Annotated in this window: 11 protein-coding genes; 3 read left to right on the top strand and 8 right to left on the bottom strand. The window is 50.8% G+C overall.

Translation table 11 applies throughout. The annotated features are described in order from the left end of the window. The first annotated feature begins 65 nt into the window (after positions 1–65). The 3 genes from ACK13D_RS05070 to ACK13D_RS05060 all read left to right on the top strand — a co-directional run bounded on the left by ACK13D_RS05070 (position 66) and on the right by ACK13D_RS05060 (position 3,993). Positions 66–272 carry a type II toxin-antitoxin system MqsA family antitoxin gene (locus ACK13D_RS05070; RefSeq protein WP_010244885.1) on the top strand — a complete coding sequence of 69 codons (207 nt, stop codon included), beginning with the start codon at positions 66–68 and terminating at the stop codon, positions 270–272. A gap of 178 nt (positions 273–450) precedes the next feature. Further along, positions 451–1,872, top strand: a complete 1,422-nt coding sequence (locus ACK13D_RS05065; RefSeq protein WP_418795854.1) for a M24 family metallopeptidase — start codon at positions 451–453, stop codon at positions 1,870–1,872. Positions 1,873–1,947: 75 nt separating this feature from the next. Next, a complete protein-coding gene (locus tag ACK13D_RS05060; protein ID WP_010244891.1) occupies positions 1,948–3,993 on the top strand; it encodes an FUSC family protein in 2,046 nt (681 codons plus the stop codon). Positions 3,994–4,378: 385 nt separating this feature from the next. On the opposite strand, the gene ACK13D_RS05055 is transcribed toward ACK13D_RS05060, so the two are convergent. From ACK13D_RS05055 to ACK13D_RS05020, 8 genes are all read right to left on the bottom strand, one after another. Next, positions 4,379–4,714, bottom strand: a complete 336-nt coding sequence (locus ACK13D_RS05055; RefSeq protein WP_022625647.1) for a gamma-glutamylcyclotransferase family protein — start codon at positions 4,712–4,714, stop codon at positions 4,379–4,381. 224 nt (positions 4,715–4,938) lie between these two features. Further along, positions 4,939–5,655, bottom strand: a complete 717-nt coding sequence (locus ACK13D_RS05050) for a fimbrial assembly chaperone (protein ID WP_010670153.1) — start codon at positions 5,653–5,655, stop codon at positions 4,939–4,941. Then, positions 5,621–6,973 (bottom strand): fimbrial usher protein StbD, encoded by a 1,353-nt coding sequence (stbD, locus tag ACK13D_RS05045; RefSeq protein ID WP_418795934.1) that lies wholly within the window; start codon positions 6,971–6,973, stop codon positions 5,621–5,623. The genes ACK13D_RS05050 and stbD overlap by 35 nt, the downstream gene beginning before the upstream one ends. Continuing rightward, on the bottom strand, positions 6,951–9,512 hold the full coding sequence (locus tag ACK13D_RS05040; protein ID WP_418795852.1) for a fimbrial outer membrane usher protein: 2,562 nt from the start codon (positions 9,510–9,512) through the stop codon (positions 6,951–6,953). Before ACK13D_RS05040 ends, stbD begins: the two co-directional genes overlap by 23 nt. Continuing rightward, positions 9,484–10,230: a fimbria/pilus periplasmic chaperone gene (locus tag ACK13D_RS05035; RefSeq protein ID WP_022625650.1), complete on the bottom strand. Its 747-nt coding sequence runs from the start codon at positions 10,228–10,230 to the stop codon at positions 9,484–9,486. The genes ACK13D_RS05040 and ACK13D_RS05035 overlap by 29 nt, the downstream gene beginning before the upstream one ends. Positions 10,231–10,287: 57 nt before the next feature. Beyond that, positions 10,288–10,833 carry a fimbrial protein gene (locus ACK13D_RS05030; protein WP_010670150.1) on the bottom strand — a complete coding sequence of 182 codons (546 nt, stop codon included), beginning with the start codon at positions 10,831–10,833 and terminating at the stop codon, positions 10,288–10,290. Between the two features lie 20 nt (positions 10,834–10,853). Further along, positions 10,854–11,372: a LuxR family transcriptional regulator gene (locus ACK13D_RS05025; RefSeq protein WP_227028290.1), complete on the bottom strand. Its 519-nt coding sequence runs from the start codon at positions 11,370–11,372 to the stop codon at positions 10,854–10,856. A gap of 1,740 nt (positions 11,373–13,112) precedes the next feature. Next, positions 13,113–14,132 (bottom strand): alpha/beta hydrolase, encoded by a 1,020-nt coding sequence (locus ACK13D_RS05020; protein ID WP_010244912.1) that lies wholly within the window; start codon positions 14,130–14,132, stop codon positions 13,113–13,115. Positions 14,133–14,765 lie beyond the last annotated feature (633 nt).

Here is a 14,765-nt window from a genome sequence, read left to right as displayed (position 1 = left end):
TCCTGTGTATGGCTAAAAGCCTGTCGGCTATGCTTATCTGACAGGCTTAACAGGAGAGTCATGGTATGAAGTGTCCGGGATGTGAAGGAGAGGCGTTTGTGTACGCCACGCGCGATGTCAGTCTTAATACGGGTAATCCGGAGGACGTTGTGCCAGATGTAAAGGGCGATCACTGCATCCGCTGTGGAGCGGTGATTATGAATGCCGGAACGTCGGAGTTATATCCCGAAAAGGCTGAAGCGCTGGAGAATGCAGGCGTGCCCATCAAATAACACAGAGAGCCCGTTTAGCGCGGGCTTCTTTGTCTCTGTTACAGGTGAATGTCCCTCTTTTGATAACACGCAACGAGTAAGTTGTGTGATTGTGGCACCCTACAGGTTAAACCTCAGGTTTACCCTGGGAACGGAAATCACAAACCCCCGTCAATCAATCTGGCCACTGGAGTGCGTTATGGATGCCAATCGCTATGCCCTGGAAACAATCCCGTCACCGCCGGCATTTCCCGGTGCTGCCAACCCTGTAATATCTGATGAAACACTGCATCGCCGTCTGGCCGCCATTATTGAGCGGATGCAGCAGCAGCAGATTGCGCAACTGATTATCTATGCCGACAAAGAGCACGGCAGCAATTTTGAGTATCTGGCGGGATTCATTCCGCGCTTTGAGGAGGCGCTGCTGGTGGTGACTCAGCAGGGCGAGCTCACCTATATCATGGGTAATGAGAACCTCAAGCTGGTGCCGTTTGCCCGCAATCCGGGACGCTGTCTGCATGCGGCGGTCTTTTCTCTGCCCAACCAGCCTATGCGCGGGGAGCAGCCCCTGGATCAGCTGTTAACAGAGGCAGGGATAGTGGCGGGAGAACGCACCGGGCTGGTGGGCTGGAAGTTATTTACCGGCAGGCAGCAAGGGATGTTTGATCTGCCGCAGTTCATCTATGCCGCGGCGGCGCAGGCAGCGGGCGGCGATGCACAACTGGTAAACGCCACCGGATTGTTTATCTCGCCTGACAACGGTGCACGCTGCGTTAACGGCGCCGATGAAGTGGCATTTTATGAGGCCGGGGCCAATCTTGCTTCAACCGCGATGCTGGCTGCGCTGGATAGCGTAGCGCCGGGCGTCACAGAGAAGGTATTAGGCGCACGTCTGAATGCAGAAGGGCAGCCAAACACGGTGGTGACGATTGCCGCGACCGGCGATCGTTTCGCCCAGGCCCGGCTCTATCCGTCTGATAAACGGATTGCGACAGGCGAGAAGCTTTCTCTTACCACCGGCTACAAAGGCGGGCTGACCAGCCGCTCGGCTTACGTGGTCAGTCAAGCTTCTGAGTTACAGTGTAACGTCTCCGACTGGCTGACCCGGCTGGCGATCCCCTATTATCACGCGGTGGTCAGCTGGCTGGAGCAGCTGCGGATCGGGATCACCGGCGGCGAACTCTATTCGCTTATCGAAACGGTTCTGCCGAAAGCGCAGTATGGCTGGCATCTTAATCCGGGGCATCTGGTGGCTGACGAAGAGTGGTTAAGCTCGCCCATCTATCCCGATTCAGCCGTGACACTGAAAAGCGGTATGCTGCTGCAGATCGATATTATCCCGTCGGTGCCGGGTTATGGCGGCTGCAGTATCGAGGATACGGTCGGACTGGCGGACGCGGCGTTGCGTGATGAGCTGGCGCGTCGTTTTCCCGATCTCTGGCAGCGAATGACTCAGCGCAAAGCGTACCTGACAGATGTGCTGAGGATTGAGCTTGCCGAAGAGGTGATTTTGCTCTCGAACACGGTAGGCTATCTGCGCCCTTTTTTACTGGATAAGCGCCGTGCGCTGGTGCGCCAGCAGGGGCTTAACCGGCCTGATGCGGCCGGTAATAATTTGTAAAATTTAACTGAGAGTAAAACGCAGGCGCATCTGTCAGGATACGCGCCTCAGAAAGTTCCTGGTTGCTCTCATTCGATGAAATGGTTTACCAAAAACGCGGTTTTGTTTGCCTGCAAAACCTCCTTTGCCGCGTTTATCGCACTCTCTGTGGCGCTCGTTCTTAACTTCGAAAAACCCGCCTGGGCGCTCACCACGGTGTTTGTCACCTCGCAACTCTATGCAGCATCGACCGTCTCGAAATCGCTGTTTCGCCTGCTGGGCACGCTGCTGGGCGGCATCTTTATTCTGCTGATCTACCCCGAAACGGTGCAGTCGCCAGTGTTGTTCAGCCTGTGCGTATCGCTATGGGTAACGGTTTGCCTCTGGCTCTCTCTGCATGACCGCACGCCGAAGAGCTATATCTTTATGCTGGCTGGCTACAGCGCAGCGATTATGGGATTTCCTGACGTGGAGTCACCGTTGGCAATCATCAACACCGTAGTTTCACGTATTGAGGAGATTACGCTGGGCATCCTTTGCAGCACGCTGGTTCACCGGCTGGTGTTTCCGGTTTCGATGCATCATCTGCTGGGGCAGAGCGTTAATCTCTGGTTTCAGAATGCGCGCAAACTCTGTGATGAACTGATCAGCGGAATGGCAAAGAACAAATCGCTGGAGCGCGAAGATATCCTGATTCAGATGGCGGGTTATCCGTTGAATGTTGAAACGCTGCTGACCCACTGCGTCTATGAGGGCGAAGCGGCGCGTAATGTCATCCGTCTGGTCAGCGTACAGTATCAGCATCTGACTTATCTGCTGCCGACACTGACGGCGATTGAGTCACGGCTGGGTGTGCTGGCCGAACTCAATATTCGTTTTCCGCCGTGCGTCACCGACGTGTTTCAGCAGTTCCTGTTGTGGCTGCACCACGATCGGATTAACGATATTGCCGGACTGCGTGAAGCGATTGCTGCCAGTCAGGCAACCCTGGAGCACGAATGGCGGGCCGGGCTGCTGGCAACCGAAGAGAGCCTGCTGCTGATTGGTCTGCTTGAGCGGCTGGCTAACTTTGTGCGCATTGCCGATGCTTATGAGAATGTCAGTGCGCGCGCAGGGGATCTCTACAGCCACGGGGATGGGGCGGCGATCCGCAATATCCGGGAACACCGGCATATCGACAAGGGACTGTTACGGCTGTCCGCGCTGACGGCATTTCTGGCGACCTTCCTCTCCAGCCTGTTCTGGATTGGCAGCGGCTGGGCCGATGGGGCGAATGCACCTCTAATGGCGGCGATTATCAGTTCATTTTTTGCTGGTGTCGATTCCCCGGTAACGCCGATGAAGCTGTTCGTGAAAGGGGTGATGATTGCGCTGGTGGTCAGCCTGTTCTACATCGCTTTTCTGATCCCGCAGGCCAATACCTTACAGGCGCTGATGATCATACTGCTGCCCGGTCTGATGCTGCTGAGCCTGGTCATTGCCAATCCGGCGACCAATCTGGTAGGGCTGAGTGTCGCCATTCAAATCCCCGGTTTTATCGGCTTAAGCCATCACTATGTCCCCAATCTGATCGTCACGCTGAATGCGGCCATCTCCTCGATGGTGGGGATTATGTTTGCGGTGGTGCTGACGGCGTTGATTCGCAACAAACGGCCGTCATGGATCGCCAGAAGAGCGGTGCAACGGGGACTGCGCGATCTGTTAGGGTTTATTAAAATGGTGGAGCGCAATTCCGCCACGCTACTGTCACGGCAGCAATTTATTGCGCGGATGCTCGACCGGGTGAATATCATTCTGCCGCGTAAAAGGCTCGATCCGGTGCCGGATATCGTGGTGGGGGGGTATCTGATTACTGAAACCTGGCTGGGCGCCAACTGTTATGACTTCTACGCACGTTATCGTGAGGTGCTGGAGAGTCATCAGATTGATAGTGGTCAGATGTTTCACGAGCTGGCGCTATACCTGAAGCGCAAGATGAAGTCGCTGCAGTTAGCGCCACATCAGGATCTGCTGGAAGAGCTGGATCTGTTGCTGCTAAGACTGGAGCCGATCGCCCGAGAGGAGAGTGTGGCTGTTGCGCCCTTAATCCATCTGTTTAATATTCGGGTATCACTGTTTCCACATCAGCGCTGGCCAGATTAACCCGGTATAACAGGGCTGGCTGGTGGGGCTAAGAGAGCGCTTGCCGGGACCAGAGCGGACAATCTTATTTTAGTTACATCATACATTAGATCTTAATTAAATTGAGAATCAGGCAGCGTGCCCATTTATTTGTCTTGCAGGAAAATAAGGTCAGCAGAGTGGAAAGGTTGGTTTGTAAAAATGGCCAGCAATGGCCTGAGCGTGAAGCGCAGGCATTATACCGATTTTAAATCAGACTGTTGCATTCAATTCTCTAGCCAGGCACGCCTGGTTAATACTGGTCATAAGCGCGTCCTGCTGCGTCAGAAGCCTGCAACAAGAGCAGGGCGCGCGCATCCCAATGCAGGAAAGCAGGGTGATGCAGGAAAAGTTCAGCGGTAATAGCTCAGCGGCTTTCCTGCGGCTGAAGCTGATAAATCCACGCACTGTATTGCCGATTATCCTCGGCAGAAACGCGAACCTCAACGCGATCGTAGCCATCTTCAAACGCATCCAGCATCGGCCAGTGGGCGTCCAGCTGGTCGGAGAGAAACAGATAACCCGGCACGTCGGGCCCATGCTCATCCAGAACGATGCCCGGAAAATCAGCCGCTGCGCCCCAGCCGCGCTGATAGAAGGTACCGTTCACCGAACCGGCCAGCCATTCTCCGCCAATATTTTCCAGGATATGGGCATTCTCGCGGCCCGGACAGAGCGTGCCATATACAAATAAGCGTTTCATTTTTTCTCGTCGTTGAAACAGTGGAAGCCAGCAACTCTAGCGCGGCTAAAATGGATTGTCTTGCGGAACTGCCTCTTGAACCTCTCAAAACGCCATGCGTAGGTAAATTCTGCGTACTGCCAGCCCCATCAGATGCGCAGAATTCATGTAGCGACGCCCTGGACTGCCGCAAAAGGTCGGATTTATGTGCACTCTGCCTGTCGGCAGATGGCACTCCCGTCCGGTTACTTCAAGGTTGTCGTGTAGTTAACCGGAATCCCCTGGTCATTGATCACCGCATAACTCACTGACTCACCGGGTTTCGGCAGAGTGTGACTGTCAATGTAAGCATCAGATTGTGGGGCAAGAGTGAGATTTTTTATTGATTGCTGACCTTCAGAATAGACATTCATGCTCATGAACCAGGGAGTAGGGTTGGTTATGGCGATTTTATTTCCCTTTACCGCGAAACGGAGCTTTTCCGGATCGGTGGTCAGCGGGGCGTTTAGTCCCTCAGGCCGTATAAAGATTTTTAGCCGGATTCGCAGCGGTAACACCACTTTACGTTCAGCCGCGTTAAGCTCTTTTTTCAGCGCAGGGATCTGATAAATATTTAACCAGTAGAGGCTCTCTTTGTCCGCGGGCAGCGCCTGACGTGAAGTGAGTACCAGACGCAACGATCGCATTTCTCCCGGATACATTTTTACCACCGGCGGTATGACTATGACGGGCGTGATGCTGGCGTCGGGTGAGAGAGTCAGGTCACCGTCATCTGTCCAGATTTGCAAATACGTTTCGTTTCCGCCGCTGTTGACGACGTTAACAGACTGGCTCAGATCCGATTGATTGAAAACGATCCGGGTTTTATCCACATTGACCACCGCCCAGACGCTGAATGAGAGCAGGACGCCAGATAACACAACGACGTTACTGAAAACTGACCACAACCTGTAACTGCGCATTGACTGTTCCTGCTGTAATAGTTTGCCCGCTGAGCGCTTCAAGAGAGGCGGTGAAATCACCACTGTAAATATCAGCGCCTCCTGAGGAGATTTGCGACGTTAAATCTTTATAGGCATACCAGCCACGGCTGTTGCCCGTGCCCGTCACTGTTCTGTCAGGCAGTAAATTGAGCGCCATATTATGACTGTCATAAATTTTTATACCGACGCCGGAGGCGGCAGCGCTGCTACCATAGTGGGTATCCAGCAGCAAGGTTAGCCCGCCGCCAGCTGTACTCAGCCCCAGATTTCTTGCCTGCGTCACCGCATTTGACTGGTTAACGAGAAAGCCCATAGCGACATTTGCTGACGTGATCGTCGATGTACTGGTGCCGGAGATGGCACCGGACTCGCACTGGATAGTGATAGTAAAAGGAGCCTGACTTTTCCCGCCCGCGGCAAGGGTATTCACGCTTACGGTCGGCAGCAGCACCACCGAAGGATAATCCTGGACTTCGCATAGCGCGCCACGCACATAGGTGACATTTGAGAAGGTGCTCCAGGCAGCGGGCCAGTTACGGTAAAAACCATACCAGTAAGAAAGACTATCCTGGCCCACTTTCAGATTATTGGTATCCAGCCCGGGTCCTTTAAAAGCAATATATCCGCGAGGTTGTGTCCAGTTGTCCACATAGCGATTGCTGTTGCTGGCGTAATAGCGCGTAGAGTCTATTTTAAACATTTCATACAGCACATTGCTGAAAGCACTGGCCGGAATATAAATATAGGTGCCATCAGAATACCAGTCACTGGCTGTCAGCTGTCGGGCTTTCCAGTAGCGACTGTAATATTCGCCGGTTGTCAGGTTAGTTAGCCTGACGGCAACATTTGCAGCGACATCATAATAGGCGCCGTCCACTTCAGAGGTAATATATTGACCGGCATAGGGGCTGTCGCCATTGGTGGCATACATCTCATACAAACTGTCTGCATCTGCCACGGCGCAGCGGTAAAGAATCTGGTTAGCTGAGTAGGGAACGTTGCTGGCCGATGACAGAAAGCTGCCTACCGAGCTGGCCAGCAGTGTGCCAGAGGGCTGGAAGGTCTTTCCGCTATTGATGCTGATCACAGATGGCAGGCCCACATTCCCTGAGCAGGTGTCGCAAGCGCCGGTCCAGTAGGCGGCGGTATAGCCTGCTGCAATCGCGCTTTGAGACAACGAGGATGTGGCGGTAACAACACTGCAATTAGCCCAGGCGGGCACATTGAACAGCAATAATAAGATATACAGGAAATATTTTTCGATTCTCACACGATTAACCCTTATGGCAGACAGCATCCAGGCGAACAATATTCTCATTCACGCGACCGGTTATTTGATAATTAACAAAACATGTTTTATTGCCCTTATATTCCCAGTTTACCTTTAAGGTTCCAGAGTCATGCGGTACACGTGCATATAATTGACCACCCTGGCCCACAATACCTATCACGGTATTATCAGCATCACGGACCTCGGTGCCCATTGGCGGGATTTCATGATCTTCATTTTTGAGCGCGATTAAGACGGCCTTACCCTGCAGCGTGGCAAAATTAATTCGGGTAACGGAACCGGCATAGGGCACAACGCGCTGGCTTCCGCCGCTTAATTCGGCATCAGCATTCATATAGCGTGTATCAAGGCTGACGGTGTTGGCCTGATATGGCGTCAGCGACGGCAGGATAGCGTAACCAAAATGATCAATGACGGCACCCTGACCATTGCGTACGCTGGCGCCCTGGGCACCATCCGCATGGATAAGCGCAAAAGTGTCGCTGGTATAAGGTCCGGCGGTGACGCCGCCGCGATGAATCAGCAACGTACCAGAAAGCCCTAATCCAGCCTGGCGATAATTATCCCCCTGACCATAATTCGCTCTGACCGCGCCTGCGCGCGTATTCTGCTGAATATTTCCGCCGAACGAGACACGGTGGCCGCTGTTACTTTGCGTATTTTCGGTTCCGCCATACAGGGACCAGGATCGCTGATTGTTCTCGCCAGATGAACCGGTCAGTGAGAGCGTCGAATTGCGCGTTTCTTTAGACTGGTTGTAGTTATAGGCCACTGAGGTAGTGTGATTGCCCCAGTTCAGCGGAACCGAGACATTCAGTGAAACGGTATTTTCGGTATATTTCTCGCGGTATGCGTTATCACCATCGTCCAGGTTCAGCCCGAAACGATCATAATTCCAGGTCGTACGCTGACGGGCAACGTTGAGACTGTAACTGATGTTATTCCAGCTGTTGCTGTAACCTAACTGAAGCTGAGTAATACGTGACCGGTTATTATAGTAATCCGCCGTGCTGCCGCTCAGGCTGATTAAGCCATAATCGGCCATTGACTGACTCAGGGTCACAGAAAAATTATTACGCTGATGCAGCGTATCTGAATAGTAACTGATGCCATTGTCCTGCTGGCGCCGAACGCCCAGCACATCCTGCAGGTCGCGATAACCGCTGGTTGAGTAACGATAGGCGGCCAGGACCAGATTGGTGCCGGTAGCAAAGGTTTTGCTGTAGCTCAGCTCGGCGCGCCATCCCGAAGCATTTCTGTTCTGTGCGACCTTTGCATCAGAAAAGGTGGTGTTTAATCCCACTGCGCCCGCTGCAGAAGTCCAGACACCGCCAAGCAGCCAGGCCTGATAGTCCTGAGCCAGCCGCGATCCTGCCGTAGCGGTCAGTCGGTTACTGATACCGCGCTGCAACAGCCCTTCGAAGAAGGTGTTATTAACTGAGTAGAATTGCCGTACCCGACCCAGTGCAACCGAGTAATGCCAGTTTCCCGGCCTGACCGAATCAGGCACAGAGGCATAAGGAACGGTAAACGAGGACGTTTTGCCATTGGCTTCAATAATCTCAACATCGAGATCGCCCTGGCTACGGGTATTGTACAAATCGTTGATCACGAAGGGACCAGGCGCCACGCTGGTCTCATAAATAACGCGATTCAGTTGTCTGACGATAACCCGGGCACTGGAGGAGGCCACACCGCGAATTTCGGGCGCATAACCACGCCGGCTTTGCGGACGCATCCTTTCATCGGTAGTGAGCTTAATGCCATTATAAGAAAGGCTGCCAAACTGCGAACTTTCTGTATAGCTGTCGCCCAGTGTCAGCAGACTGTTCAGCGGTTCAATGGGGCGCTGAAGCCAGGTTCTGACCGTTGTGTAGCGAACGTCACTGCCGGTAACGTTATTGTCGATAAACCGCAGATTGCCCTGATGGCGCAGCTGCCAGTTATCAATATTAGTGCCCGCCGTGATGCCACTCCAGAGATACTGGTATCTGTAACCGGAAGCGCTATTTTCCGTCCAGCTATAATTGGTGTTATGCCGGATGAAAAGGGCGGAGATCCCTTTATCCCATTCGGCGACGGGAATATTTCCCCTGGGCAGATGAATTAACTCCGCATCCGGAATGGTGAACTGCAGCCGCAGTGAAGCCTGATCAAATTGCCAGCGGGCCGCTGATGACCAGTGACGCAAGGGCTGACAGCCCTCGCTGGTTGAGGATTTATTCAGTGACTTAAGGCTTAATGATTCAGCCACCGTCAGCGGGAGACAAGGTTCTATCGGCTGACCTTTCTCTGCTGACAGAAAGTTCAGGGTGACGCCGCTTTTAACCAGCATATTGTTAACATAGATATCGACATAATAGTTGCCGGGGGCGATAGTCTGATGGTTAAACTGATCAATATTCTGGCCAAAGGCGGAACCTTTAAACAGCGAAGGATCGAAATAGTACTCATCAGCGTGTCCATACGGTGAAAAAGTAAATGATGCACAGAGAGGCAAAAAAAAGATGCGGATATTACCTGCCTGCAATCGGATAGTCTTCACTGACTTTAGCTCCCTGGTCATTCATTGCTGAAAGAGAAATCACGCTATTAGCTGATAAAGAGTGCGTTGCCGGTTTACACCTGACTATTTTTTTGGCAAAGGGCGCAATCATTTCGGCTTCGCAGGCTGTTTTTTTGCCTGCTGTTTTTATTACAACCTCTGTAAGTGAGAGATACCAGGGTTGAGTGTTGTTGATTTCAACCCCCTCTTTTTGCATCGTTACTTTTACACCGTCGAAAACATTAACCGGCTGACCAATCGCTTTAGGACGATAAAAGAGTTTCATGCGGTTACGTAACATTAAAACAATACTGTTACGGCCTGATTCCGCCTGAATATTACCGGGGGGGATCTGCAGGGAGTTGAACCAGTAAATCGTCTCGCGATCCTGTGGTAATGAGACATTAGGTATGAATCGGATTCTTAAAACCTGGCCGGTCAGAGGCTGGATCCGAAACAGCGGTGGCGTGATAATAAAAGGCACGTCACTCTTATCGCCAGGTTGCGAATCCATATTGCCATTATCAAGCCAGGCCTGAATGACATAAGGAATATTATCGTTGTTCTTTAACTGAACATCGACGGAGAGAGCATTACCCGGATAAATAATTCGGCTGCCAAGAATAGTGACGCTTGCCTGGACGTTATCCGAAATAAACGTCATCAAAAAAATCAGTATTACCATTTTTAATGGGAACAGCATAATGCGCGAATACATGTCGGATATCTCAAGCGTGGCGTGCGTATCTGGCTATCCAGATACGCACGAAAAATATTACTGGTAAGTCACGGCATATTGCAGTGATGCGGTAACGGTACCCGCCGTTGGGGTGCCTGATGCGTAATAACGGGCAGAGTAGGTGGCAGAGCCAGAAGTTTCACCGGTCTGCAGTGTCAGATCACCGCTGCCGGTATAACCACTGGTCAGATTAACCACCGCATCTTTCGGATCGAGGATTTGTACCTCAACATTTTTTGCGGTTCCGGTGTTAGATAAATTACCGGCAGCGCTAACGTTATTCCCCACAAACACCGTCGAGATTTTGGTGGCCGAGGTACTGTCCCCGGCGCAGCCGCTAACGCCCACGGTGAAGGTGGTATCACCCGCAGTTGCACCAGAGGCAGCAAGGTCCGAAGTACTGACCGTTGGCAGCAGCACGACAGGGGACGCATTGTTGCCATTTACGGAAACAGAACAGGTTTCAGTGGTCACTTCTCCCTGAAAGTTGATGGTGTTATCTGAAGCTGCAAACACGCTGGCTGACACCAGCCCGGCACTGATTAACACAGCAAGATTAAGCGTTCTGAATTTGGTGTTCATTTAATACTCCTTTATCATAATTATGCGGAAAATAACTGATTGAGGCTGATGCCCATTTTCCGGCGAATGGCATCTTTGATGTTATAAACACGCTTGACTTCAACTCCCATTTCTCTGGCAATAATCGGTAGTGACAGTCCGTTCATCGCCAGATCAAGGAACCGAACTTCATCCTGTTTAAGTGCATTCACTTTTTTCCTGACCTCGCCTTTTAAACCGAAATAACAGCCCTGGATTTGTCTGTTTATCTCCTCCAGGGACAAATCGGCATAAATCACAGTTTGTATACGCAGGTCCTCTTTTTGCCAGTACGCCGCAAGCGGCTCCATATGGCGATCACTGACGATAATCAGCATTAATCCCGTATGTTTCAAATACTCAATCCAGTTGCTATTGGTAAAATACCTGACATTTTCCCTGGAGAAGTCAACGAATACACATCCTCTGCAAAAGAGGCTTTCATATTTTCCAGCGACCATGCTGAGTATGGATGAAGAGAAAAAATGATTCCCTCCAGGCCAGGTGGTAATTTTTTGCAACGGACATCTGTTATAAATGTCTGATGCGCGATGGGTGAGATCACAGCCATATTTACAACTGGCGCAGCGAATTTCCTCTCTGGTTATCTTTATCATAATATTTTGGCGTTGTTGCGAGAGTTGTGATTATTTTATCGATAAAAATCTCCGCGTTTCAAGGCGATGAAAATTATCCGCTATTTTCTTCATTCGGATTTTTCTTAAGGGGTCACCTCCACGGGCGGGAGTAATATTTGTTGAAAATTCGGGACAAAAAGGGCGACGACGCCCTCAGCAGTGCTGAGAGACCAGGATTTTTTTACGTCCGTTAGGAATATTTCGCAAATAACGCCACTTTGATCAATAAAAATTCCGCACTCAATGCTAAATATGAGCGAATTTTGCTCAGTGATCAATTTTGTATATAGCGGCCACTATGATGGCATTGATAAATGATTTTTTACTGACTCTATTATTGCTTTCTCCCTTACTTCATTGAAACGATCTGCATTTTAAATGGCTTTTATAAAAAAATTAGCGACGATATTTATAGTTCACATCCCATTTTATTAAGAATACTCCTGGTAACAAAGATGTTAATTGACGCACTTGCTATAAATATTGATCTAAATCAGTTATTTAGTGCATGGAAACATCACTATTTTGGTCAGTGTCATTAAAAGAAAAGAGATCTATATTTATTTCTTTCCCGGGCGTTATCATTCAGATTTTGTATACGAAGAATCATTCTTGCTGTGCGAAATTTACGTTCTGCTTTTTTGTCAGATTATACAAGAAAGTTATTGGATGACAGGACAGAGCAGGGACGTTACACCTCATTTTGCGTGTCGCTGATAGTGCTGAAAACGACCGGATGTTACTGACTCTTATTTTCAATGCTCACGGCAAAAGCATCACTGCGCTGCGTTGACTGCCTTGCAATCGCAATGCGAATAGCCGGTATGAGTCCGGCTGACCAGACAGCCAGCAGAAAGCTGACTCAGGCTTTCTTGCTCATTACAGGATTAACCTGGCAAGGAACAGAGTGAAGAAAGCGTAGTTACACGTGTACGCGTTTACGACAATTTAGTGGTACGCACGGCAGACAACGAGGATGAACATAAAGCGGTGATGCATAGACGCCTCTACAGCATTTTTGTGGCCGACAGCCCTGATGAATGCGCTAATTTTCACGTAGCGACGTCACTGCTTAAGTTGTGCAAAGCACCTGAGCAGAGAAACGGTCAGAATGCGCAGCAGTGCATCCAGCCAGCCGCAAAGGGCGAAGTCGTCATTGCATCGTCCGGCTGCAAATCTCCGATATCAGGTTTGTTGATGAGAGGATAGCGTGTAGAGTCGCTGAAGAAGATGTCCCGCAGGGAAAGCCATGCTGAATAACGTAGCATCACATTATTTCAGTTTCGGAACAGAATAAGCGACAGTAACAAGGTCAGGCAGACATTGTGATCGTTTCTGACAGATTTTGCTGTAAAGAGTAAAACAGTCAGGATCAGCCCAAAATGGTGAGCAGACCATACAATAGAGCATCACGCTCCCGATCATAATCAATATGCGCATAATGTATATTATGTTAAATGAGATATTAACAGCGCACTTATCGGCTGGATACTGCTCCGTTCTTTCCTGGTGTTCCGGCAATCGCACTGCCCTGCGTCTTAGAACTGATTCCTTCAAACTTACTGTATGGTAAGAACCCCGGACGACGATTCGGTCCGGGGTTGGTTTCATGTGACCGGTCAGTTATTTGAGATGCGAACGCAACTCTTCACCCGCCTGATTAATAGCTGTTCTGACCGTGGGTTCCTGACTTAACGCGTTCAGCAAACCGTAATCATGAATCATGCCATTGTAGCGCGTTACGGTAACCGGCACGCCTGCAGCATCCAGCTTACGACCGAACGCTTCACCTTCATCACGTAACACATCCAGCTCTGCAGTCTGAATCAGCGTTGGCGGCAGCCCTTTCAGCTGTTCAGTGGTGGCACGCAACGGTGATGCCAGGATGTTATTACGATCTTTTTCCGAAACGGTATAGTTATCCCAGAACCACTTCATCATGTTCTTCGTCAGGAAATGTCCGTCAGCAAATTGATCATACGACGCGGTGTCGAAACGCGCATCGGTAACCGGCCACAGCATCACATCATAACGGATGGCCGGCGTTTTAAACTGCTTCGCCTGCAAGGCAACCGCCGCCACCATGTTACCGCCAACGCTATTACCAACCAGCGCCAGACGTTTTCCGTCAACGCCAATTTCAGCGCCATGTTCGGCGACCCATTTAGTGGCTTCATAAGCCTGAGTAATTGCCACCGGGAAATGGGCTTCTGGCGATGGTTGATAATTGACAAATACCGCAGCAGCGCCGGATGCATTCACCATGTCACGTACCAGTCGCTCATGGGTCGGAAAATCACCCAGCACCCAGCCACCGCCGTGGAAGAACATAAACACCGGCAAGGTGCTGCTGGCGTGCTCGGGCTTAACGATGGTCAGCGTCAGAGGCTTGCCCTGTACGGTAATGATCTTCTGTGAAATCTGTGCCGGCGGCAGTTCTGCGCCCTTCTGCGCCCCCGTCAACACCGCTCGGGCATCTTTGACGGAGAGTTGCTCAATCGGTTTACCACTCCCGCTGTTGAGCGCCTTCAGGAAAGCGGCCACGCCTGCGGTCGGTTGCGGACTGTTTTCAGTGGGTGCAGCAAACGCGGTACTCATCTGGCTGGCTAACAATAATGCACTGGCGATCAGTTTCATTTTCATCACAGGGTTCCAATTAACTTGCTATTAAGTAGTGTGCTATCTGGTTGGCAGGACAATGACACGGCGAACCTTGATTGTAAACTACTAAATAGCACACTATTTATCTCAAGCTTTTACCCTCTCTGACTATTTTCGTCATTAACAGACTACTTTGCCGCTATCTGTATCGATTTTCAGCAATTAAGCACTGCGCCTGAGCACCTGAAAAAAGTTAAAAGCATAGAGTTTTTTTCTGGTTAAGTTCAGCATGGACGCCAACGGTGCTCGCTACCCTATCCCGCTGCCGCTGCTGAGTCCGTTCGGTTATACACCCTGTCTCGGTCAGACCTTTGTACGTATCCGGCTCGCTGACCAGACGTGCCGGATTCACATTCTCACGTCATTCGCGACGGAAAGCAGCCCGCCCACGAGTCGATACATGTCCGGTAGTTGATAACTGACGAGACGATTCTGTGGATAGATCAGAGGATTGCTATCGCTACGTTGCCCGCCAGGGGCCAGGCTTTGTTTTATTGCTGAATTCAGAGAGGATTTCATCTGGTGCCTCTGTTCCCTGATTAGCTATGACTGCACAGGTGCTGGACTATGATTAAGCAGAAACTTTGTATGATGTAACTAAAGACATTTTCCTTC

This window comes from Pantoea sp. K16, from assembly GCF_048452805.1.
Lineage (GTDB): Bacteria > Pseudomonadota > Gammaproteobacteria > Enterobacterales > Enterobacteriaceae > Pantoea > Pantoea agglomerans.
The sequence above is the reverse complement of the archived record's forward strand: the minus strand, read 5'-3'. Positions and strand labels throughout refer to the sequence as shown.